This window comes from Bordetella sp., from assembly GCF_051960075.1.
In the GTDB taxonomy this organism is placed as follows: domain Bacteria; phylum Pseudomonadota; class Gammaproteobacteria; order Burkholderiales; family Burkholderiaceae_B; genus Bordetella.
The window spans coordinates 44,312-65,677 of sequence record NZ_JBQCER010000044.1 but is presented as its reverse complement, the minus strand read 5'-3'; the positions used below and the strand labels follow the sequence as shown (position 1 = coordinate 65,677).

General features: G+C 64.9%; 19 protein-coding genes. 16 read left to right on the top strand and 3 right to left on the bottom strand.

Annotation, left to right across the window (positions count from 1 at the left end):
- On the top strand, positions 1 to 360 hold a 360-nt coding region (locus ACTHJ1_RS05575), incomplete at its 5' end, for a CoA transferase subunit A (RefSeq protein ID WP_440188914.1).
- Between the two features lie 20 nt (positions 361 to 380).
- On the top strand, positions 381 to 1,034 hold the full coding sequence (locus tag ACTHJ1_RS05570) for a CoA transferase subunit B (protein ID WP_440188911.1): 654 nt from the start codon (positions 381 to 383) through the stop codon (positions 1,032 to 1,034).
- 283 nt (positions 1,035 to 1,317) lie between these two features.
- Here the strand turns inward: ACTHJ1_RS05570 and ACTHJ1_RS05565 are convergent, their stop codons facing one another.
- Positions 1,318 to 1,788, bottom strand: coding sequence for a GNAT family N-acetyltransferase (locus ACTHJ1_RS05565; RefSeq protein WP_440188908.1), 471 nt, complete (start codon positions 1,786 to 1,788; stop codon positions 1,318 to 1,320).
- A 128-nt stretch (positions 1,789 to 1,916) separates the two neighbouring features.
- On the opposite strand from ACTHJ1_RS05565, the gene ACTHJ1_RS05560 reads away from it, so the two are divergent.
- From ACTHJ1_RS05560 to ACTHJ1_RS05520, 9 genes are all read left to right on the top strand, one after another.
- The gene (locus ACTHJ1_RS05560; protein WP_440188905.1) at positions 1,917 to 2,789 is read left to right on the top strand and encodes a MurR/RpiR family transcriptional regulator; all 873 of its coding nucleotides are present in this window, start codon (positions 1,917 to 1,919) and stop codon (positions 2,787 to 2,789) included.
- Positions 2,786 to 3,772 carry an isoaspartyl peptidase/L-asparaginase family protein gene (locus ACTHJ1_RS05555; protein WP_440188902.1) on the top strand — a complete coding sequence of 329 codons (987 nt, stop codon included), beginning with the start codon at positions 2,786 to 2,788 and terminating at the stop codon, positions 3,770 to 3,772. Before ACTHJ1_RS05560 ends, ACTHJ1_RS05555 begins: the two co-directional genes overlap by 4 nt.
- An 18-nt stretch (positions 3,773 to 3,790) precedes the next feature.
- Positions 3,791 to 5,668 carry a dipeptide ABC transporter ATP-binding protein gene (locus ACTHJ1_RS05550; RefSeq protein ID WP_440188899.1) on the top strand — a complete coding sequence of 626 codons (1,878 nt, stop codon included), beginning with the start codon at positions 3,791 to 3,793 and terminating at the stop codon, positions 5,666 to 5,668.
- 115 nt (positions 5,669 to 5,783) lie between these two features.
- The gene (gsiB, locus tag ACTHJ1_RS05545) at positions 5,784 to 7,343 is read left to right on the top strand and encodes a glutathione ABC transporter substrate-binding protein GsiB (RefSeq protein ID WP_440188896.1); all 1,560 of its coding nucleotides are present in this window, start codon (positions 5,784 to 5,786) and stop codon (positions 7,341 to 7,343) included.
- 92 nt (positions 7,344 to 7,435) lie between these two features.
- Positions 7,436 to 8,356 carry a glutathione ABC transporter permease GsiC gene (gsiC, locus tag ACTHJ1_RS05540; protein WP_440188893.1) on the top strand — a complete coding sequence of 307 codons (921 nt, stop codon included), beginning with the start codon at positions 7,436 to 7,438 and terminating at the stop codon, positions 8,354 to 8,356.
- Positions 8,357 to 8,363: 7 nt separating this feature from the next.
- The gene (gene gsiD, locus ACTHJ1_RS05535; RefSeq protein ID WP_440188890.1) at positions 8,364 to 9,260 is read left to right on the top strand and encodes a glutathione ABC transporter permease GsiD; all 897 of its coding nucleotides are present in this window, start codon (positions 8,364 to 8,366) and stop codon (positions 9,258 to 9,260) included.
- A 25-nt stretch (positions 9,261 to 9,285) separates the two neighbouring features.
- Entirely contained in the window at positions 9,286 to 10,377 is a 1,092-nt protein-coding gene (locus ACTHJ1_RS05530) for a DmpA family aminopeptidase (protein WP_440188887.1), read from the top strand.
- A 48-nt stretch (positions 10,378 to 10,425) separates the two neighbouring features.
- Positions 10,426 to 11,262, top strand: a complete 837-nt coding sequence (locus tag ACTHJ1_RS05525) for a M55 family metallopeptidase (protein WP_440188884.1) — start codon at positions 10,426 to 10,428, stop codon at positions 11,260 to 11,262.
- A gap of 32 nt (positions 11,263 to 11,294) precedes the next feature.
- A complete protein-coding gene (locus ACTHJ1_RS05520; RefSeq protein WP_440188881.1) occupies positions 11,295 to 13,091 on the top strand; it encodes an aminopeptidase P family protein in 1,797 nt (598 codons plus the stop codon).
- A gap of 144 nt (positions 13,092 to 13,235) precedes the next feature.
- Here the strand turns inward: ACTHJ1_RS05520 and ACTHJ1_RS05515 are convergent, their stop codons facing one another.
- Positions 13,236 to 14,186: a LysR substrate-binding domain-containing protein gene (locus tag ACTHJ1_RS05515; protein WP_440188878.1), complete on the bottom strand. Its 951-nt coding sequence runs from the start codon at positions 14,184 to 14,186 to the stop codon at positions 13,236 to 13,238.
- A 126-nt stretch (positions 14,187 to 14,312) separates the two neighbouring features.
- Here ACTHJ1_RS05515 and ACTHJ1_RS05510 point away from each other — a divergent pair, with 126 nt between their 5' ends.
- Together ACTHJ1_RS05510 and ACTHJ1_RS05505 are read left to right on the top strand one after the other, a co-directional pair.
- Positions 14,313 to 15,488: a M20 aminoacylase family protein gene (locus tag ACTHJ1_RS05510; RefSeq protein WP_440188875.1), complete on the top strand. Its 1,176-nt coding sequence runs from the start codon at positions 14,313 to 14,315 to the stop codon at positions 15,486 to 15,488.
- A 36-nt stretch (positions 15,489 to 15,524) separates the two neighbouring features.
- Positions 15,525 to 16,844 carry an MFS transporter gene (locus ACTHJ1_RS05505; protein ID WP_440188872.1) on the top strand — a complete coding sequence of 440 codons (1,320 nt, stop codon included), beginning with the start codon at positions 15,525 to 15,527 and terminating at the stop codon, positions 16,842 to 16,844.
- A 63-nt stretch (positions 16,845 to 16,907) separates the two neighbouring features.
- Here the strand turns inward: ACTHJ1_RS05505 and ACTHJ1_RS05500 are convergent, their stop codons facing one another.
- Positions 16,908 to 17,924, bottom strand: coding sequence for a 1-aminocyclopropane-1-carboxylate deaminase (locus tag ACTHJ1_RS05500; RefSeq protein ID WP_440188869.1), 1,017 nt, complete (start codon positions 17,922 to 17,924; stop codon positions 16,908 to 16,910).
- A gap of 196 nt (positions 17,925 to 18,120) precedes the next feature.
- Between ACTHJ1_RS05500 and ACTHJ1_RS05495 the strand changes: the two genes are divergently transcribed.
- From ACTHJ1_RS05495 to kdsA, 3 genes are all read left to right on the top strand, one after another.
- Positions 18,121 to 18,630 carry an Lrp/AsnC family transcriptional regulator gene (locus ACTHJ1_RS05495; RefSeq protein WP_440188866.1) on the top strand — a complete coding sequence of 170 codons (510 nt, stop codon included), beginning with the start codon at positions 18,121 to 18,123 and terminating at the stop codon, positions 18,628 to 18,630.
- A gap of 124 nt (positions 18,631 to 18,754) precedes the next feature.
- A complete protein-coding gene (locus tag ACTHJ1_RS05490) occupies positions 18,755 to 20,407 on the top strand; it encodes a CTP synthase (protein WP_440188863.1) in 1,653 nt (550 codons plus the stop codon).
- 82 nt (positions 20,408 to 20,489) lie between these two features.
- Positions 20,490 to 21,359 (top strand): 3-deoxy-8-phosphooctulonate synthase, encoded by an 870-nt coding sequence (gene kdsA, locus ACTHJ1_RS05485; protein ID WP_440188860.1) that lies wholly within the window; start codon positions 20,490 to 20,492, stop codon positions 21,357 to 21,359.
- Positions 21,360 to 21,366: the final 7 nt, after the last annotated feature.

Here is a 21,366-nt window from a genome sequence, read left to right as displayed (position 1 = left end):
GGCATCCCGGCGTTCTTCACCAAGACCGGCGTGGGCACCATCGTGGCCGACGGCAAGGAAATCCGCGAGTTCGACGGCCAACAATACGTCATGGAGCGCTCGCTGGCGCCCGACGTGGCGCTCGTCAAGGCTTACGTGGCCGACCGCAGCGGCAACCTGGTGTTTCGCAAGACGGCACGCAATTTCAACCCCAATGCGGCCATGGCCGGCAAGCTCACCATCGTCGAGGTCGAGAAGATCGTCGAAACCGGCGCGCTCGATCCCGACCAGATCCATCTGCCCGGCATCTACGTGCATCGGATCGTGCTCAACGCGACCCCCGAGAAACGCATCGAACAACGCACCACGCGCTCCGCGTAAAGGCAAAAGGAGTACAAGACATGGCATGGTCCCGCGATGAAATGGCGGCGCGCGCCGCGCGCGAGCTGCAAGACGGTTTCTACGTCAACCTGGGCATAGGCTTGCCCACGTTGGTCGCCAACCACGTGCCTGCCGGCATGGAGGTGTGGCTGCAATCGGAAAACGGCCTGCTGGGCATCGGCCCGTTCCCCACCGAAGACGAAGTCGACGCCGACATGATCAACGCCGGCAAGCAGACGGTCACCACGCTGCCCGGTTCGAGTATTTTTTCGTCGGCCGATTCGTTCGCGATGATCCGCGGCGGCAAGATCAACCTGGCCATCCTCGGTGCCATGCAGGTCTCCGAGAAGGGCGATCTGGCCAACTGGATGATCCCGGGCAAGATGATCAAGGGCATGGGCGGCGCCATGGATCTGGTGGCCGGCGTCGGCCGCGTGGTGGTGCTGATGGAGCACGTGGCCAAGAAGAAAGACGGCACCGAAGACCTGAAGCTGCTGCCCGCCTGCACGTTGCCTTTGACGGGTGTGGGCGTGGTGAACATCGTCATCACCGATCTGGGCGTGATGGAAGTCACCTCCAATGGCCTGAAGCTGCTCGAAGTCGCGCCCGGCGTGACGGTGGACGAGATCAAGTCCAAGACGGCCGCCAAGCTGGATGTGTCGGCGGTCAAGTAAGTTGGAGTTTGGGGGTGGCTTCTCTGTAGCGGTGTCAGAGTTCTAGCCCCGTCCTGCGTCCGGCGGGTATGCCCTGGGAGCGCCTAAGTGCCGGGGCAGTCCCGAAGGGACTTTGGCCGCTACTTACCGCCGGGCCGCCCCAAGGCAAGTACCCCCTCGGGGGGCTCGGGGGCAACCCCTTGCTGCGGCCAAACCCGGCACTTCGAAGCGAGCAGGGCATACCCGCCGGACGCAGGACTGCATAAGCGTCAGGCGGCGGCTTTTAAACTCGTCGCATAAGAACTCAAAGAGTCGAGTTGGCGACCATCAGCCGCATCCCCACGTGCGGTATGCCATCTTCCACGTATTCCTCTGTCGCAACGACAAACCCATGCGCGCCATAAAAGCCACGCAAATGCGCCTGCGCGCCTAGGTACACGTTTGCCCGCGGCCAGCGCGCGCGTACTTCGGCCAGCGCGTGGCGCATCAGATCGTTGCCGAGCCCGGTGCCGCGCCACGGCGGCGCCACGATGACCCGGCCGATGATCGCCTCGCCGTTCTCGTCGCGCACCGGATCCAGCAGCCGGCAATAAGCCGCCAATTTTTCGTCTTCCCAGGCCATGAGATGCGCGGTCTCGCCGCACAGGTCCTGGCCGTCCAAGTCGGGAAAGAGGCAATTTTGTTCGACCACGAACACCTCGGAACGCAGTCGCAGCAGGGCATAGAGCTCGGCGAGGGTCAGGTCGGCGTGATGTTTGCAGGTCCAGTTGAGCATGGCGCGTATTTTGCCTCGTCCGAGAGCAGAGGTAGGCCTGAAACTGGGGCATACCCGCATATGAAAAATTATTTTCATATATAAAATTTGCAGGTAAATAATTTTACATTGCAGATCGACCTTTATTCATGCCCGCGGTCAAACTTGCCATTGCCGAACGTATCGCCCGGGCTCAGCCCGGGCTGAGCCGTACTCAGCACAAAATGGCCGAATACGTCCTGGCGCATCCGTTTCGTGTGGCCACCATGACCATCGACGAGTTTGCCTCGGCGGCGGGCGTGTCCGTCGCGACGGCCAACCGGTTCGCGCGCGCGCTCGATCTGCCGGGCTATCCGCAGTTCCGCGCGGAACTCGCGCGCGGCTTCGAGGCGGCGCTCGAGCCGGTCGAGAAGCTGCGCACCGAGCTGGCCCAGCACGCGACCGCAGCGCAGGTTTTCGCTGCGGTGCTCGAAGAAGACATCGCCAATGCCCGGCGCAACTTGCAGGCCCTGAATGCCGACGCATGCGAGCGGGCGGTCGAGGCGGTGCTCAAGGCCGAACGTGTCTTTATCATTGGCTTCGGCGCCAGCGGCTATCTGGCGGGTCTCCTGCAGCGCGGCTTGTGCATGCATCTGCGCTCGGTCGAATCCATGGCCGGGCCGGGCGGCGTGTCGCATGCCGCGCGCCAGATGTCGCGCATGAACCCGTCGGATCTGGTCATTGCTATTGCGTTTCCGCGCTATCTGACCGACACGATTACGCTGGCCAAAGCGGCTCGCCGGGCGGGCGCGACAGTGCTGGCGCTGACCGACAAACCCACATCGCCGCTGGCGCCAGAGGCGTCCATTGCGCTGTATGCGCATAGCGCGCGCCAGCTCACCGTCAATTCCGAAACCGCGGTCCTCAGTCTCATCGAAGCCCTGTCGGCTGCGGTGGCCTATCGGGCCAAGAATTCCGTTGCCGCCGTGGCCAACGTGACCGAGTCCGTCATGCCCTGGCTTTTCCACGATAACCATTCATGAAACCTGTCATCGCCATACACGGCGGCGCCGGCGCCATCGCGCGCGACGCCATGAGTTCCGAAAAAGAACGCGAATACATCGATGCGCTCACGCGCGTCGTCGCGGCTGGCCAGTCTGTGCTGGCCGAGGGCGGCAGCGCGCTCGATGCCGTCAGCACGGCTGTGCGCCTGCTTGAAGATTGCCCGCTTTTCAATGCGGGGCACGGTGCGGTGTTCACCAGCGCCGGCACGCACGAGCTCGACGCTTCCATCATGGACGGCGCCACGCTGCGCACGGGCGCCATCGCCAATGTGAACTGCGTGCGTAATCCGGTGCTGGCGGCGCGCAAGGTCATGGAAGAGAGCAAGCACGTGTTCTTCGTCGGTGCGGGCGCGGAGGACTTCGCCCGGGAGCAGGGTCTGGAGATCGTCGATCCTTCCTATTTCTCGACCGAGGCGCGGCGCGAGCAGCTGCTGCGCGTGCAGCGCGAGAACCCCGATGCGGCTGTGCTGGATCACGACGGCCAGGCCATCGTGGCGCGCGGCCAGCCGGTAGTGGCCAAATCCTCCGACCCGCTGGACGCCGACAAGAAGTTCGGCACGGTCGGCGCCGTGGCGGTGGATGCGCGCGGCAATCTGGCCGCGGCCACGTCTACCGGCGGCATCACCAACAAGCAGGTAGGCCGCGTGGGCGATGCGCCCATCATCGGCGCGGGCTGTTATGCCAACAACCACACTTGCGCGGTCTCGACCACGGGCACCGGCGAGATGTATATCCGCATGGTTGCTGCCTACGATGTGTCGGCGCTGATGGAATATACGGGCGCCTCGCTGGAGGCTGCGGCGGACAAAGTCATGCTCGAGAAGCTGCCCAGCATCGAGGGCAAGGGCGGTCTCATTGCCGTCGATGCGCAGGGCAATGTGGCGCTGCCTTTCAATACCGAAGGCATGTACCGCGGCTACGGCCGCGCCGGCGAAGCGCCTGTCGTAGCGATCTACCGCTGACCTCGGGAGCTGCGTTTCATGATCGATCCCGTCAAGGCGATGCAGGAAAGCCGTGTGGTGCAGGTGCAGAACCTGACTGTGCGCTTCGAGACGTCCGAACGCACGGTCGAGGCAGTGCGCAATCTGTCCTTCCATGTCGACCGGGGCGAGACGCTGGCCATCGTCGGCGAATCGGGTTCGGGCAAGTCGGTGACCTCGCTGTCGCTGATGCGCCTGGTCGATCACGGCGGCGGCAAGATCGCGCAGGGCGCCATGGCGCTGCGCCGACGCGATGGCCGCATCATCGACCTCGCAGGCGCTAGCCAGCGCGAAATGCGCAATGTGCGCGGTGCCGACATGGCCATGATCTTCCAGGAGCCGATGACCTCGCTCAACCCCGTGTTTACGGCCGGCGAGCAAATTGCGGAATCGATCCGCGTGCACCAGGGCATGGACCGCACGGCGGCCCGCGCCGAAGCGCTGCGCATGCTCGAGCTGGTGCGCATTCCGGAAGCGCGCCAGGTGCTGAGCCGTTTTCCGCACCAGTTGTCCGGCGGCATGCGCCAGCGCGTCATGATAGCGATGGCGCTGTCGTGCAGGCCCTCGCTGCTGATCGCCGACGAGCCCACCACCGCGCTGGACGTGACCATCCAGGCGCAGATCCTGCAGCTCATCCGCCAACTGCAGGAAGAAATGAACATGGGCGTGATCTTCATCACGCACGATATGGGCGTGGTGGCCGAAGTGGCCGACCGTGTACTGGTGATGTACCGCGGCGACAAGGTCGAGGAGGGCGCGTCCGCCGATGTGTTCGCCCGGCCGCAGCATACCTATACCCGCGCACTATTGTCGGCCGTGCCGCGGCTGGGCGCCATGCGGGGCTTCGATCTTCCGGCCAAGTTCACGCTGCTGAGCGTGGATCCGCCGCAAGGCGAAGCACCTGTCGAGGCGATGGTGCCGCAGGACACGGTGCCCGCCGACGCTCAGCCCATTTTGCGCGTCAAGGATCTGATCACCCGTTTCGACGTGACGAGCGGCCTGCTGGGCCGTGTGCGCCGGCGCGTGCATGCGGTCGAGAAAGTCAGCTTCGATCTTTATCCCGGCGAGACGCTGGCTTTGGTAGGCGAGTCGGGCTGCGGCAAATCCACGACGGGCCGTTCGCTGCTGCGCCTGGTCGAGAGCCAGAGCGGCGCCATCGAATTCGGTGGACGCAATATTCGCGACATTCCCGCCGGCGAACTGCGCGAGCTCAGGCGCAATATCCAGTTCATCTTCCAGGACCCTTTCGCCTCGCTCGATCCGCGCGTCACGGTGGGTTTTTCCATCATGGAGCCGCTGCTGGTGCATGGCGTGGCCTCGGGCGAGGAGGCGCGCAAGCGCGTGGCCTGGCTGCTCGACAAGGTGAGCCTGCCGGCCAGCTACGCCGACCGCTATCCGCACGAGTTCTCGGGCGGCCAGCGCCAGCGTGTCGCCATCGCACGCGCGCTGGCACTCAATCCCAAAGTGGTGGTGGCCGACGAATCGGTGTCGGCGCTCGACGTGTCGGTCCAGGCGCAGATCGTCAACCTCATGCTGGACCTGCAGCGCGAGCTGGGCGTGGCTTTCCTGTTCATTTCGCACGACATGGCGGTGGTCGAACGCATCAGCCATCGCGTCGCCGTGATGTACCTGGGCCAGATCGTCGAGATCGGCCCGCGCCGCGCCATTTTCGAGAATCCGCAGCACCCCTACACCCGGAAGCTGATGTCCGCTGTGCCGATCGCCGATCCGGCGCGCCGTCACATCAAGCGCGAACTGCTGTCCGACGAAATTCCCAGCCCCATCCGCGCCGTGGGCGACGAGCCGATCGTCGAACCGCTGGTGCAGGTGGCGCCGCATCATTTCGTGGCGCGGCATCGCGTCGCGGGCCTGTACTAGTCTTGCGCCGAACCGCCCGAGGCTAAGCAGGCCAGCCAAAGGGCGGCAAGCCGCGGACGCAGTGCGGGGTTTTTTCAGTAGTGCCTTTCAACGCCCCAGTACCCAAGGAGTCTTCATGAATACCCGCTTTGACCCGCTTTCCAAGCGCAAGGCCCTGGCCACGTGCCTGCTGGCGTTCGCTTCGCTGACCGCCGCCGGCAGCGCCTGGGCCGCCAAGGACGCCGTCCTGGCCATCAATGCCGAGCCGGACAGCCTGGATCCCTACAACACCAACAGCACGCTGGCCATGGCGGTTACCAAGACCTTCTACGAAGGTCTCTTCAAGTTCGACAAAGACCTGAAGATCGTGCCCGTGCTGGCCGAGAGCTACACGGTTTCGCCTGACGGCCTGGTCTACACCTTCAAGCTGCGCCAGGGCGTGAAGTTTCAGGACGGCACCGATTTCAACGCCGATGCCGTCAAGGCCAACATCGACCGCGTGCTCGACCAGAACAACCACCTGACGCGTTACGCCCAGTTCAACCGCATCGCCAAGGTCGAAGCGGTCGATCCCTACACCGTGCGCTTCACGCTCAAAGAGCCGTTCGCGCCTTTCCTGAACTCGCTGGCCCACCCGTCGGCGGCCATGATCTCGCCCACCGCGCTCAAGAAGTGGGGCAAGGACATCGCCTTGCATCCCGTGGGCACCGGCCCCTTTACCTTCGTGGAGTGGAAGCACGCCGACGACATCAAGGGCGCCAAGTTCGGCGGCTATTGGCACAAGGGCTACCCCAAGGTCGATGCCGTGACCTGGAAGCCCGTGCCCGAGAACAGCACCCGCGCGGCCATGCTGCAGACGGGCGAGACCGATTTCGCCTATCCGCTGCCCTATGAGCAGGCAGCGTCGCTGTCCAAGTCGGACAAGCTCAACGTGATCACGCGCAATTCCATCATCGAGCGCTACATCAGCATGAACGTGCAGCACAAGCCGTTCGACAACGTGAAAGTGCGCCAGGCCGTCGCTTATGCCATCAACCGCCAGGCGCTGGCCAAAGTGGCTTTCAGCGGCTATGCGATCCCGGCCGAAGGCATCGTGCCGCAGGGCGTGGCCTATGCCTACAAGATGCAGCCCTGGCCCTACGATCCCAAGAAGGCCAAGGAACTGCTGAAGGAAGCGGGCTATCCCAATGGCTTCGAAGCGACGCTGTGGGGCGCCTATAACGACACCACCACGCTCAAGGCGTTGCAGTTCCTGCAGCAGCAGCTGGCTCAGGTGGGCATCAAGGTCAAGGTGCGCGGTCTCGAACCTGCCGAGCGCACCGACTTGATCCAGAACCAGAAGGATCCGGCCGCTGCGCCCGTGCGCATGTACTACTCGGGCTGGTCGGCTTCCACCGGCGAAGCCGACTGGGCCCTGCGTCCGCTTCTGACCAAGGAAGCCTTCCCGCCGGTGCTGTACAACACCGCCTACTACACCAACCCGATCGTCGAGAAGGATGTCGCCGGCGCGTTGAAATCGGTCGACGAGAAGCAGAAGACCGACATGTACAAAGAGGCTCAGCAGCAGGTCTGGAACGATGCGCCCTGGGCGACGCTGACCACCGACAAGCTCATCTCCGGCACCAGCAAGCGCCTCTCGGGCGTTTACGTGATGCCTGACGGCAACATCGATATTTCCGATATCGCCATCAAATAAGACGTCTGTGTCGTACACGCGTCGGCGCATGAGCGCCGGCGCGCCGCGGGCCCTGATATCGCGGCCCGCGGTTTCATGCTCTGGATGGCAAGATGCTGAGTTATTTTCTGAAGCGCCTGTTGGGTCTGATCCCGACGCTGCTGATCGTGATGGTGCTGGTGTTCCTGTTCGTGCACATGCTGCCGGGCGATCCCGCGCGTCTGGCCGCGGGCCAGGACGCCGACGAGCAGACGGTGCAGCTGGTGCGTCAGGAGCTGGGGCTGGACAGGCCCATGCCGGTGCAGTTCGCCAACTATTTCATGCGCATGGTGCACGGCGACCTGGGCACGTCGATCCGCACTCGTCGGCCCGTCATCGACGTGATCGGCGAACGCTTCATGCCGACTTTCTGGCTGACCCTGACCAGCATGATCTGGTCGGTGATATTCGGCATGGTCATCGGCATCGTGTCGGCGGTGTTCCGTAATCGTTGGCCCGACCAACTGGGCATGACGCTGGCCGTATCCGGCATCTCGTTTCCGGCCTTTGCGCTGGGCATGGTGCTGATGCAGATATTTTCCGTAGACCTGGGCTGGCTGCCCACGGTGGGCGCCGACAGCTGGCGCAACTACATCCTGCCCTCCATCACGCTGGGCGCCGGCGTGGCGGCGGTGATGGCGCGCTTTACCCGCGCCTCCTTCGTCGACGTCATCGGCGAAGATTTTGTACGCACGGCTCGCGCCAAGGGCCTGCGCGAGTGGGTCGTCATCGTCAAGCATTGCCTGCGCAATGCGCTGATTCCGGTCGTGACCATGATGGGCCTGCAGTTCGGCTTTCTGCTGGGCGGCTCCATCGTGGTCGAGGCCGTCTTCAATTGGCCGGGCGTAGGCCGGCTGCTGGTCGACGCCGTCAATGTGCGCGACTATCCGGTCATCCAGGCCCTGGTGCTGATGTTCTCCCTCGAATTCATCCTGATCAATCTGGTGGTGGACGTGCTCTATGGCTTCATCAATCCCACCATCCGCTACAAGTGAGGCCGGCATGACGCAAGCTTCCGCTACCGCCGCCGTGCCTGCCGCCGGCAACGCCGTCCGCACCCCCTGGAGCGAGTTCTGGCGCAAGTTCAAGAAGCAGAAGCTGGGCATGATTGCCTTGGCTTTCGTGCTTTTTCTGATCGCGGTCGCCATTCTGGCGCCATGGATCGCGCCGTTCGATCCCGAAAACTATTTCGACTACGACATGCTCAACAGCGGCCCTTCGCTGGCGCATTGGTTCGGCGTCGATTCGCTGGGCCGCGACATCTTCAGCCGCGTACTGATGGGCGCGCGCATCTCGCTGGCCACGGGTTTTTTCTCGGTGTTCCTGGGCGGCATCGTCGGCACGGCGCTGGGCCTCATGGCCGGGTACTACGAAGGGTGGTGGGACCGCGTCACCATGCGCATCTCCGACGTGCTGTTTGCGTTTCCCGGCATTTTGCTGGCCTTGGGCGTGGTGGCCATTCTGGGCAGCAGCATGACCAACGTGGTGGTGGCCGTGTCGGTGTTCAGCGTGCCGGCCTTCGCCCGCCTGGTGCGCGGCAATACGCTGGTGCTCAAGAACCTGACCTACATCGAATCGGCCCGCAGCATCGGCGCGTCCGACTGGACCATAATCATTCGGCACATTTTGCCTGGTACGATTTCTTCCATCGTGGTGTACTTTACGATGCGCGTGGGTACCTCCATCATTACGGCGGCCAGCCTGTCGTTTCTGGGCATGGGCGCACAGCCGCCCACGCCGGAATGGGGCGCCATGCTCAACGACGCGCGCGCCGACATGGTCAATGCGCCGCACGAGGCGCTCTTCCCTAGCCTGGCCATCTTCCTTACGGTGCTGGCCTTCAACCTGCTGGGTGATGCTTTGCGCGATGCGCTCGACCCGAAGATCGACCGGCGCTGACCATGGTTTGAAAAGGGTTTAGACGATGCAAACGATGAAAGAAGGCGACGCGCCGCGCATCGGCGTCCTGCCTTCGGGTCCACGCGATTCGATTTGCGACGTGGACGGCGTGACGGTCGGGCATTGCACGCTCGATCACGATTCGGTGCAGACTGGCGTGACGGTGATCCGCCCGCACGGCGGCGACCCGTTTCGCGACAAAGTGCCCTCCGGCTTGACGGTGCTCAACGGTTTCGGCAAGAGCGTCGGTCTCATGCAGGTGCAGGAGCTGGGCGTGCTCGAAACGCCGATCGCGCTTACCGGCACCTTTGGCGTGGGCGCCGTGTTCAACGCGCAGGTGCTGCAGGCCATCCAGGCCAATCCCGGCGTGGGCCGCGAGCTGGGTACGGTCAACCCGCTGGTGTTCGAGTGCAACGACGGCTATCTCAACGACATGCAGTTCCTGCCGGTGGCCGAAGCGCATTATCTGCGAGCCTTGGATGCGGCCGATTCCGATTTCGCGCAAGGCGCGGTCGGGGCGGGGCGCGGCATGTCCAGCTTCGGTCTCAAGGGCGGCATCGGTTCGGCCTCGCGTGTGGCGACGATAGCGGGGCGACCGTATCAGGTGGGCGCGCTGGTGCTGTCCAATTTCGGCAAGCTGCCTGCACTGACCGTGGCCGGCCGGCCCTTCGGTCGTTTGCTTTCCGAAAGACTGGCGCAGGGCGTGGCGCGGCGCAAAGGCTTGGACGATCAGGTCGACAAAGGCTCGATCATTGTGTTGATCGCCACCGATGCGCCGCTGGACGCGCGCCAACTGCGCCGCCTGTCGCTGCGCGCAGGCGCCGGGCTGGCGCGCACGGGGTCGAATTTCGGCCACGGCAGCGGCGACATCGCGCTGGCTTTTTCCACGGCCTACACCGTGCCGCACCTGGCCGAGCGCGGCATGCCGGCTGTGCCCATGTTGCACGAGACCCGGCTCGATCCGCTGTTCGACGCGGCGGCCGAAGCCGTCGAGCAATCCATCATTGCCGCGCTGTGGCGCGCCGAAATGGTGCTTGGGCGCGACAGCCATGTGCGCCTGGCCGTGCGCGAGCTGATTCCCGATTGGCGCGACTGGCTGGCTCGCACGGTCTTGTGATTTTTACCGCTGCGGCATGCGGGCATTGACTCCTCTCGGATTTGCATCATGAAAATACTCATTTCCACCGATATCGAGGGCGTGGCCGGTGTGTTCCATGCCGAGCAGACACGCGCCGGCAACGGCGAATACGAGCGCGCCCGCGCCTGGATGACGGCCGAGGCCAACGCCGCCGTGCTGGGCGCGTTCGCGGGCGGCGCCACCGAGGTGCTGGTCAACGATTCGCACGGCGGCTTTCGCAATCTGCTGCCCGACCAGATCGACGAGCGCGCCCGCCTGGTGCTGGGCAAGCCGCGCTACCTGGGCATGATGAGCGGCCTGGAAGAGGGCTGCGACGCCGTGCTCATGGTGGGCTATCACAGCCGCGCGCAGGGCCGCGGCGTGCTGGCGCACACCATCAACGGCTTCGCTTTCGCGCGTGTGCGGCTGAACGACACAGAGCTGGGCGAGGCCGGCCTGTACGGGGCGCTGGCGGGGGAGTTGGGCGTACCGGTGCTGATGGCCAGCGGCGACGATGTGTTTGTGGCCGAAACACGCCCTCTCTTTCCGTGGGCCGAATGGGTGCAGACCAAGGTGGCGCATGGGCAGGGCAGCGGCGTGACGCTGTCGCCCGGCGCTTCGTGCAAGGCTATCGCCCAGGCGGCCGAGAGGGCCGTGCGAGCAACCCTGTCGCGTGAGGAGAAGGACAAGGCAGGGCTTTTCCGCATTCCCGGTCCGATAGAATGCCAACTGCAGACCCAAAGCACTGCGCTGGCCGATCTGTTCTGCACATGGCCAGCGCTGGAACGCGTCGACGGCGTGACGCTGCGCTTCACGGTAGGTACCGTGCAGGCCGCCGTCCGTACGCTCAACAGCCTGTCGGCCATGTCTTTCATGCTGCGTTAGCGTCACCAGGCCCTCGTACAAACAGGAATCCCATGTTCACTATTCCCGACCGCATTGCCTCCCTGCGGCAAGCCATGCGCCGCCTCAAGCTCGATGCCTGCATCGTGCCCTCCTCGGATCCGCATCTTTCCGAATATCTGCCGCAATATTGGCAAGGCCGGCGCTGGTTGTCGGGCTTTACCGGCTCGGTGGCCACGCTGGTGGTAACGGCCGATTTCGCCGGGCTGTGGGTCGACAGCCGCTATTGGGTGCAGGCCGAGAAGCAACTGGCCGGCAGCGGCATCGCGCTGATGAAGCTGGCCGTGCAGGGGGCGCTGGGTCACGTCGAATGGCTGGCGGCCAATTTGCGCGCGGGCGCACGCGTAGGCGTGGACGGCCGCGTGCTGGGCCTGTCGGCCTTTCGCGCGCTGACGCAGGCGCTGACCCCGGCGGGCGTGGCGCTGGACATCATGGCCGATCCGCTGGGCGAAATCTGGCAGGACCGCCCGCCTCTCCCGGCCGAACCGGTCTTCGAACACCTGCCGCCTTACGCCACGCAGTCGCGCGCCGAGCGTCTGGCGCGCGTGCGCGCAGCCATGGCAGAACACAAGGCCGACGTGCACCTGCTGTGCACGCTGGACGACATCGCCTGGGTGTTCAATCTGCGCGGCTCCGATGTCGAATACAACCCGGTGTTCCTGGCCCATGCCCTCATCGGCCAGGACCATGCCACGCTCTTCGTGGGCGAGGGCAAGGTGTCCGGCGCGCTGCGCGCGCGTCTGGCTCAAGACGGCGTCGACATCGCGCCCTACGAGCAGGCCGCCGAAGCCCTGGGCTCGATCGAAGCGGACCAGACCCTGCTGATCGACCCGGCGCGCGTGACCTGCGGCGTGTTCCACCTGATGGATCCCGCCGTCGCGCGCGTCGAGGCAGTCAATCCTTCGACCTTCTTCAAGTCGCGCAAGAGCGACGCCGAACTGGCCCACGTGCGCGAGGCCATGGCGCACGACGGCGCGGCGCTGTGCGAATTCTTTGCCTGGTTCGAGGCCGCGATGGCGGCCGGCGAGACCGTGACCGAGCTGGACGTCGACACGCACCTCACGGCCGCGCGCGCGCGCCGGCCCAACTATGTCAGCCTGAGCTTTTCGACCATCGCCGCCTTCAACGCCAACGGCGCCATGCCGCATTACCGCGCCTTGCCCGAGTCGCACGCGGTCATCGAGGGCGACGGTCTGCTTCTCATCGATTCGGGCGGCCAGTACCTGGGCGGCACGACCGACATCACCCGGGTCGTGCCGGTGGGTACGCCGTCGGCCGACCAGAAGGTGGATTACACGCTGGTGCTCAAGGGCATGATCGCGCTGTCGCGCGCGGCCTTTCCGCGCGGCACGCCCGGCCCGGTGCTCGACGCCATCGCGCGCGCGCCGATCTGGGCGGGCGGCGCCGAATACGGCCACGGCACGGGCCACGGCGTGGGTTATTTCCTCAATGTGCACGAAGGACCCCAGGTGATCGCCTACCGCGCGATGCCGCTGCCGCACACGGCCATGGAGCCGGGCATGATCACCTCCAACGAGCCCGGCATCTACCGGCCCGGCCGCTGGGGCGTGCGCATCGAAAACCTCACGGCCTGCCGTCCCTGGTTGTCGGGCGAGCTGGGCGAGTTCCTGTGCTTCGAGACGCTCACGCTCTGCCCCATCGACACGCGCTGCATCGACCGCGACCTGATGCGTCCCGACGAGATCGATTGGCTCGACGATTACCACGCGACGGTGCGGCAGCGCTTGTTGCCGTTGGTGTCGGCAGGAGCGGCGCGGGATTGGCTGATCGCTCGTACTGAGCCGTTGTGAGCGCTTTAGCTGCCTAGACCGATTTCTTGAGTCGCCGAGGCTGCCCTGCGCAATTCCGATGCTCGGCGCTTGCGCGCCTGTGCTTCGGATTGCTCCGGGGTCCTCGGCTTGCAGCAGCCTCATGCGGGGGCTGAAGAACGCAAATCAAATCAGCAACTCCAACGACCGATACATCCGCCGTCGCTCCGAATCCTGCGCCGTCGCGCCTGCGCGTATCGAGATCGTCAAACAATCAAGAAAACACTCCGCCGCTGCCGACAAAGGCACGCCGCGCCGCGCGACGACGCTCACGGTGGTGCGGTCGACCTCTTCCTTCAAGGTGAGCGCGCGCAGATTCTCGCGCGCCAGCCGCGTCTCCACCAGCGGCCACGGAAAAATGCTCACGATGTCGGTGTGCATGAGCAGGCCCATCGCCACCGCCCAGGAGTGCGCCAGATGCACTGTTCTGGGCAGCGGCAGGCCGTGCCGGTGAAACACCGTGTCGGCGATCATCTCCTTGCTGGCCGGGTCCCAGTTGAGCAGCCACTCGCTGTCCTGGAACTCGCTCAGCGACTGCGCGTGTTCCAGCGGATGGCCCTTGCGCACCACCACGGCCGATTCGGTCGCCATGAGCGGCGTCTGGGCGAATTCCGCATGCAGCGTGGCGGGCATCGGCTTGCCCAGGGAAAAATCCAGGGTGCCGTCGCGCAGGCGCGGCATCGTGATGTTGAGCAGGCCCTCGTAGAACTCCAGTTGCATCTGCGGCATGCGCGCGCGAAAAAGGCTCACGGCATCGGGCAGGAAGGACAGCGCCACCCAGGGCGTGACGCCGATCGCCAGCGTGCCGCGGTATTGGCCGCGTCGGCTGTCCAGGTCCTCCTGCGCGCGCGCCATCTGGTGCATGATGGCGCGGGCATGTTCGAGCAGCGCCTGGCCGGCTTCGGTGAAGGCGATGCCGTTGGCGTTGCGCACGACCAGCGCGATCTGCTGTTCGGCTTCCAGTTCCCGTATCGCCTTGGTCGCCGCCGCGGGCGAGATGCCCAGGGCGCGCGCCGCAGCCCGGATGCTGCCCGTGTCGGCCATGGCGACAAGCGTACGAAACTGGTGGAATTTCATAAGTGAAAACCCTTGGGGCAACTATTGGTTGGCGGGCCAACCATTGTAGGGCTGCCCGCGCAAAACCGTCGTCACTATCCTAACGGGCTATTGCCAACGCATAGGCCCCGCTGCCAGGAGACGACGATGAACGCCCCGCTCATTCCTTCCGAGATTGCCGCGATCGAACAAGAGATGATCGCGCTGCGTCATTCGATCCATGCCCACCCCGAACTGGCCTACGAAGAATTCGTCACCAGCGACCTGGTCGCGCAGCGCCTGCAGGAATGGGGCTACGAGGTGCACCGCGGCCTGGGCGGCACCGGCGTCATCGGCACCCTGAAGGCGGGCAGCGGCAGCCGTCGGCTGGGCCTGCGCGCCGACATGGACGCGCTGCCCATCCACGAAACCACCGGGCTCGACTACGCCAGCCGCGTACCGGGCAAGATGCATGCCTGCGGCCACGACGGCCATACGGCCATGCTGCTGACGGCGGCCCGGCACCTGGCGCAGACGCGCAATTTCGACGGCACGCTGCATTTGATTTTCCAGCCTGCGGAAGAGGGCCTGGCCGGCGCCAAGCGCATGATCGAAGAGGGGTTGTTCGATCTTTTCCCGTGCGACGCGGTGTTCGCCATGCACAACATGCCGGGCCATCCGACCGGCAAATTCGGTTTCCGTTCCGGGGCCTTCATGGCCTCGTCGGACACGGTCGTCATCGACATCGACGGCCGCGGCGGCCACGGCGCGGTGCCGCACAAGACGGTGGACCCGGTCGTGGTGTGCGCCAACTTGGTGCTGGCCCTGCAGACCATCGTGTCGCGCAACGTGGCGCCGCTGGACATGGCGATCATCACGGTGGGCGCGATCCACGCGGGCGAAGCCCCCAATGTGATTCCGCAGACCGCGCAGATGCGGCTTTCGGTGCGCGCCCTGCGCCCCGAGGTGCGCGACCTGTTGCAAGAGCGCATCACGGCCCTGGCGCACGCGCAGGCCGCCGTCTATGGCGCCACGGCCCGCGTCGATTATCAGCGCCGTTATCCGGTGCTGGTCAACGACGCGGCCATGACCGAGTTCGCCGAAAGCGTCGCGCGCGACTGGGTGGGCGAAGAGGGCGTTATCGCCAATCTGGATCCGCTCACGGGCAGTGAAGACTTCGCCTTCATGCTCGAACATTGCGCGGGCAGCTATCTCATCATCGGCAACGGCGACGGCGAAGGCGGCTGCATGGTCCATAACCCGGGATACGACTTCAACGACGACTGCCTCGCGCTGGGCGCAGCCTACTGGGTCAAGCTCGCCGAACGTTTTCTGCGCGGCTGACGCGCACGCCCCGATCACTATCCGGAGACAACAAGAATGAGCGCCATTTCGACGCCGGCGGGCAGCCTCTCGCCCCTATCGCACGGGCGCGTCCAGCGCGCCAAGGCCATCGCGGCCATCACGTTGGGCAACGGCCTGGAGTTTTTCGACTTCACCGTCTACAGCTTTTTCGCCTCGCTGATCGGCGCGCAGTATTTTCCGGTGCACGGCTCGCTGAACCAACTGCTGTTCGCCGCCGGCAGCTTCGGCGTGGGCTTCTTCATGCGCCCCTTGGGCGCGGCGGTGATCGGCGGCTACGCCGACCGGGCGGGCCGCAAGGCGGCCATGACGCTCACGCTCTCGCTCATGGCCGTCGGTTCGGCCATCATCGCGTTCGCGCCCACGTATGCGGCGATCGGCATCGCCGCGCCCGCGCTGATCGTGTTCTCGCGCCTGCTCCAGGGCTTCGCCGTGGGCGGAGAAGTCGGCGCCTCGACCGCCATGCTGCTGGAATACGCTGACGGCCGCACGCGCGGCTTCTACGGCAGTTGGCAGTACGTCAGCCAGGCGCTCAACGCCGTGTGCGGCGCCTTGCTCTGCCTGGCCCTGTCCGCGCTGTTGTCCAGGCATGCGCTGGAAAGCTGGGGCTGGCGGGTGCCCTTCGTGCTGGGCATGCTGGTCGCGCCGGTCGGCATCTACATTCGCCGGCATCTCGATGAAACCCTGCACGACGAGTCGTCCAAAACCGGGCAGGCGCAAGCGCCCATGCACCCCTTGCGCGAACTGCTGACGCGCCACCCCCTGGGCCTGCTGGCCGGCGTGGTCACGACCATCGGCGGCACGGCGGCCAACTACATCGTCCTGTTCTACATCGCCACCTATTCCATCAAGATCCTGGGCCTGCCCATGTCGGTGGGTATGGGCGCAGCGCTCGTGGCCGCGCTGGTCACGGCGGTGTGCTCGCCCTTCGCCGGCTCGCTGTCCGATCGCGTGGGGCGCAAATGGGTCATGGGCGTGTCCCGCGTGCTGCTGGTGCTGGTGATCTATCCGGCCTTCATGGCGATCCATGCCTGGCCCACCGTGCCGACCGTGCTGTCGGTCGTGGCCGGGTTGGCCGTGCTCGTGGCGTTCACGGCGGTGCCCAACATCGTCCTGCTGCCCGAGCTGTTCCCTCGGCACCTGCGCGTCACCGGCATGTCCGTTGTCTACAGCGTGGGCGTGGCGATCTTCGGCGGCTTCGCGCAATTCTTCGCCACGCTGCTGATCAAGCTGCTGGACGACCAGACGGCGCCCGCCTGGTATCTGATCGGCTGCGGCGTAGTCTCTTTGCTGATCTTTCCCTGGATCCGCGAGCCCGCGGGTCGGCCGCTGGATTGATGCACGAAAAAATCAGGGCGGAACGCCGCAGCGCCCCGCCCTGATTTTTTGTCCGTCCGGCGCTCAGCCTTCGCGGAACAGGAAGCTGTAGGCGCTCAGCGCCGGCACGCCGCCCAGGTGAGCGTAGAGCACCTTCGACCCGGCGGGGAATTCGCCCAGGCGCACTTTGTCGATCATGCCGTGCATCGACTTGCCTTCGTAGACCGGGTCGGTCATCACGCCTTCGAGTCGGGCGCACAGGCGGATCGCTTCGAGCGTGCCGTCGTTGGGCAGGCCGTATTCGGGGCCGCCGTAGCGTTCGTCCAGCACAACGTCGGCGGCAGTGATCTCGCGGCCCAGTTCGACCTTGTCCGCCGTCTGGCGCGCGATGCGCAGGATCTGCTCGCGCGTCTGCGCGGGCTTGGCCGAGGCATCGATGCCGATCACGCGGTCCGCGCGGCCGTCGGCGGCAAAGCCCACCACCATGCCCGCCTGTGTGCTGCCCGTGACCGAGCACACCACGATGTAGTCGAATTTGAAGCCGAGTTCGGCCTCCTGTTGGCGCACTTCCTCGGCGAAGCCGACGAAGCCCAGGCCGCCCAGGGGGTGGTCGGAGCAGCCGGCAGGAATGGCATAGGGCTTGCCGCCAGACTGACGTACGCTTTCGAGCGCGTCTTCCCAGCTCTTGCGAAAACCGATGTCGAAGCCGTCGGCAACCAGGCGCACGTCCGCGCCCATGATGCGCGACATCTGGATGTTGCCCACACGGTCGTACACCGCATCGTAGTAGTTGACCCAGTTTTCCTGAACGAGCACGCACTTCATGCCCAGATGCGCGGCGACCGCGGCGACCTGCCGGGTTTGATTCGACTGGATGCCGCCGATGGAAACCAGCGTGTCGCAGCCTTGGGCCAGCGCCTCGGGGATGAGGTATTCGAGCTTGCGGGTTTTGTTGCCGCCGAACGCCAGGCCGCTGTTGCAGTCGTCGCGCTTGGCGTACAGCTCGACCTTGCCGCCCAGGTGCTTGCTCAGGCGGGGTAGGGGCTGAATCGGGGTGGGGCCGAAAGTGAGCGGATGGCGAGGAAATTTCTTCAGATTCATGGGAGGGCTCCGAGGGACAGGGGAGGCTAGGGCATCGATCCTGTAAAGCCAGGGCTGGACGCGTGTTGCGCCGATGCCGCCATGGAATCCATGGTAGATAAGTTGGCAAGAAATAGGGTTGCGAAAATTGCTATTTATATTTACTTAAAATCAATTTAAGTAGATATTGTTTTTTATTTATTTCTTTTAAATAAGAATGAAAGCAATTAAATTGCAAAACGGCTCGGCGAAAAACGATCCGACCAGCCCGGCAATCGATCGGGTCGATCGTGCCATCCTGCGCCAGCTTCAGCGCGACGCTTCCATTTCGAATGTGGCGCTGGCGGCCAAGGTCAATCTGAGCGCGCCGGCCTGCCTGCGCCGGGTCGACCGGCTCAAAGGCATGGGGTTGATACGCGGCACGGTGGCGTTGCTCGACGCCAAGGCGCTCGATCTGGGCATGCTGGTGATGATCGGCGTCGTGCTCGACCGCTCTACGCCCGACTCCTTCGCCGAGTTCGAAAAGGCGGCGCAGAAGGTGTCCGGCTGTATGGAGTGCCATGTCGTTACGGGCGAATTCGACTACTTCATGCTGGTGCGCACCAAGGACGGCGACAGCTTCAGCCGGCTCCATGCCGAGCAGTTGCTTTATCTGCCTGGTGTGCGGCAGATCCGCTCCTTCATGGTGATCAAGGAAATCCTCTCCACCACGAGCATTCCGATCTAGGGCGCGGCAGCGACAAAAGGCCCTAGATTTCGCCGGGAGTTGGCGCTAGTACCCATTGACACCGCTATAATCCAAATTTCCCGCATGCACCTGAGGGGACGCAAACCCTTAAGGTGCCATTACGATGACCAAATACGTGTTTGTCACCGGCGGTGTCGTCTCTTCCCTGGGCAAGGGAATAGCCGCCGCGTCTCTGGCCGCCATCCTCGAATCGCGCGGCCTGCAAGTCACCCTCCTCAAGCTTGACCCCTACATCAACGTCGACCCGGGCACCATGAGCCCCTTCCAGCATGGCGAAGTGTTCGTCACGGAAGACGGCGCCGAAACCGATCTGGACCTGGGCCACTACGAGCGCTTCATCTCGGCCAAGATGCGCAAGGTGAACAACTTCACCACCGGCCAGATCTACGAATCGGTGCTGCGCAAAGAGCGCCATGGCGACTACCTGGGCAAGACCGTCCAGGTCATTCCGCATATCACCAACGAAATCCAGGACTTCATCGCCCGCGGCGCCGATGCCTCCTGGAACGGCGCCACCGACGTGGCCATCGTCGAGATCGGCGGCACGGTAGGCGACATCGAATCGCTGCCTTTCCTCGAGGCGGCGCGCCAGATGAGCCTGCGCCTGGGGCGCAACAGCGCGGCCTTCGTGCACCTGACGCTGGTGCCCTTCATTGCCTCGGCCGGCGAGCTCAAGACCAAGCCCACGCAGCATTCGGTGCAGAAGCTGCGCGAAATCGGCATCTATCCCAACGTGCTGCTGTGCCGCGCCGACCGCCGCGTGCCCGACGACGAGCGCGCCAAGATCTCGATGTTCTCCAACGTGCCGCTGGATGCCGTGATCTCGGTGTGGGACGCCGATTCCATCTACAAAATTCCCACCATGCTGCACGACCAGGGCGTGGACAACATCGTCTGCGAAGCCCTGGGTCTCACGCCGCCGCCCGCCGACCTGTCCATGTGGGACAGGCTGGTCGATGCGCTCGAACATCCGCTGCATGAGGTCACCATCGGCATGGTCGGCAAATACGTCGACCTGACCGAGTCGTACAAGTCGCTGTCCGAAGCCCTGGTGCACGCCGGCATCCACACGCGCTCGCGCGTGCGCATCGAATACCTCGACTCCGAAGACATCGACGCCAACGGCACCGACGCGTTGCGCGGCCTGGACGCCATTCTGGTGCCCGGCGGCTTCGGCAAGCGCGGCACCGAAGGCAAGATCAAGGCCATCCGCTACGCCCGCGAAAACGGCATTCCGTATCTGGGCATCTGCCTGGGCATGCAACTGGCCGTGATCGAGTACGCCCGCCATGTGGTCGGCCTGGAAGGCGCCAGCAGCACCGAGTTCGACGCCGACACGCCGCACCCCGTGGTGGCTCTGATCACCGAATGGATGGACCGCGAAGGCCGCGTCGAAAAGCGCGATGCCTCGTCCGACCTGGGCGGCACCATGCGCAAGGGCGCGCAGCGCTGCCCCATCAAGCCGGGCACGCTGGCCTCGCGCATCTACGGCGCCGAGGTCAACGAACGCCACCGCCACCGCTACGAAGTCAATAACATCTACGTGCCGCGTCTGGAGGCGGCGGGCATGACGATCAGCTCGCTCACGCCCACCGAGAACCTGCCCGAGATGATGGAGCTGCCTTCGCACCCCTGGTTCGTGGGCGTGCAGTTCCACCCCGAGTTCACCTCCACGCCGCGCGACGGCCATCCGCTGTTCTCCAGCTTCATCCGCGCCGCGCTCGAGCACAAGGCGCAGCGCACCAAGGGAGACTGAGATGACGACCCCCACGCTCACTTCGTTCTCTGCCCCCCAAGGGGGCGCGTCGGATCCTAGGGGCGGCCCGGCGAATCCGACCATGAATCTTTGCGGTTTCGACGTCGGCCTGGACAAGCCTTTCTTCCTCATCGCCGGCCCCTGCGTGATCGAGTCGCGCCAGATGGCGTTCGACACTGCGGGTCTGCTCAAGGAAATCACCGGCAAGCTGGGCATCCCCTTCATCTACAAGAGCTCCTTCGACAAGGCCAACCGCAGTTCGGGCAAGTCGTATCGCGGCCCGGGCATGGACGAAGGCCTGAAGATCCTCGCCGACGTCAAGAAAGACCTGGGCGTGCCGGTGCTCACCGACGTGCACGACACGCCGCAGATCGAGGCCGTGGCCTCGGTCGTCGACGTGCTGCAGACGCCGGCTTTCCTGTGCCGCCAGACCGACTTCATCCGCGCCTGCGCGGCCACGAAGAAGCCGGTCAACATCAAGAAGGGCCAGTTCCTCGCGCCACACGACATGGTGCAGGTGGTCAACAAGGCGCGCGACGCGGCCATCGAGGCAGGCGGCGACGGCGGCAACATCATGGTGTGCGAGCGCGGCGCTTCGTTCGGCTACAACAACCTGGTGTCCGACATGCGCTCGCTGGCCATCATGCGCGAGACTGGCTGCCCGGTGGTGTTCGACGCCACCCATTCGGTGCAATTGCCCGGCGGGCAGGGCACTTCGTCGGGCGGTCAGCGCGAGTTCGTGCCGGTGCTGGCGCGCGCGGCCGTTGCCGTGGGCGTGTCGGGCCTGTTCATGGAAACGCATCCCGATCCGGCGCATGCGCTGTCCGACGGACCCAACGCCGTGCCGCTGAGCCATATGGCGGCGCTGCTGGAAACCCTCATTGCCCTCGACGGCATCACCAAGCGCAACGGTTTCATCGAAAGCCGCGCCGACTGGGCCTGCGCGGACTGACGTCGCG

Excerpts from the sequence above, each read along its gene's own strand:
- ACTHJ1_RS05570 (WP_440188911.1), top strand. The coding sequence starts at position 381 with ATGGCATGGTCCCGCGATGAAATGGCGGCGCGCGCCGCGCGCGAGCTG.
- ACTHJ1_RS05515 (WP_440188878.1), bottom strand. The coding sequence starts at position 14,186 with ATGAAATTCCACCAGTTTCGTACGCTTGTCGCCATGGCCGACACGGGC.
- ACTHJ1_RS05530 (WP_440188887.1), top strand. The coding sequence starts at position 9,286 with ATGCAAACGATGAAAGAAGGCGACGCGCCGCGCATCGGCGTCCTGCCT.
- ACTHJ1_RS05505 (WP_440188872.1), top strand. The coding sequence starts at position 15,525 with ATGAGCGCCATTTCGACGCCGGCGGGCAGCCTCTCGCCCCTATCGCAC.
- ACTHJ1_RS05525 (WP_440188884.1), top strand. The coding sequence starts at position 10,426 with ATGAAAATACTCATTTCCACCGATATCGAGGGCGTGGCCGGTGTGTTC.
- ACTHJ1_RS05560 (WP_440188905.1), top strand. The coding sequence starts at position 1,917 with ATGCCCGCGGTCAAACTTGCCATTGCCGAACGTATCGCCCGGGCTCAG.
- ACTHJ1_RS05500 (WP_440188869.1), bottom strand. The coding sequence starts at position 17,924 with ATGAATCTGAAGAAATTTCCTCGCCATCCGCTCACTTTCGGCCCCACC.
- ACTHJ1_RS05510 (WP_440188875.1), top strand. The coding sequence starts at position 14,313 with ATGAACGCCCCGCTCATTCCTTCCGAGATTGCCGCGATCGAACAAGAG.
- ACTHJ1_RS05520 (WP_440188881.1), top strand. The coding sequence starts at position 11,295 with ATGTTCACTATTCCCGACCGCATTGCCTCCCTGCGGCAAGCCATGCGC.
- ACTHJ1_RS05490 (WP_440188863.1), top strand. The coding sequence starts at position 18,755 with ATGACCAAATACGTGTTTGTCACCGGCGGTGTCGTCTCTTCCCTGGGC.
- gsiD (WP_440188890.1), top strand. The coding sequence starts at position 8,364 with ATGACGCAAGCTTCCGCTACCGCCGCCGTGCCTGCCGCCGGCAACGCC.
- gsiB (WP_440188896.1), top strand. The coding sequence starts at position 5,784 with ATGAATACCCGCTTTGACCCGCTTTCCAAGCGCAAGGCCCTGGCCACG.
- ACTHJ1_RS05550 (WP_440188899.1), top strand. The coding sequence starts at position 3,791 with ATGATCGATCCCGTCAAGGCGATGCAGGAAAGCCGTGTGGTGCAGGTG.
- ACTHJ1_RS05555 (WP_440188902.1), top strand. The coding sequence starts at position 2,786 with ATGAAACCTGTCATCGCCATACACGGCGGCGCCGGCGCCATCGCGCGC.
- gsiC (WP_440188893.1), top strand. The coding sequence starts at position 7,436 with ATGCTGAGTTATTTTCTGAAGCGCCTGTTGGGTCTGATCCCGACGCTG.
- ACTHJ1_RS05565 (WP_440188908.1), bottom strand. The coding sequence starts at position 1,788 with ATGCTCAACTGGACCTGCAAACATCACGCCGACCTGACCCTCGCCGAG.
- kdsA (WP_440188860.1), top strand. The coding sequence starts at position 20,490 with ATGAATCTTTGCGGTTTCGACGTCGGCCTGGACAAGCCTTTCTTCCTC.
- ACTHJ1_RS05495 (WP_440188866.1), top strand. The coding sequence starts at position 18,121 with ATGAAAGCAATTAAATTGCAAAACGGCTCGGCGAAAAACGATCCGACC.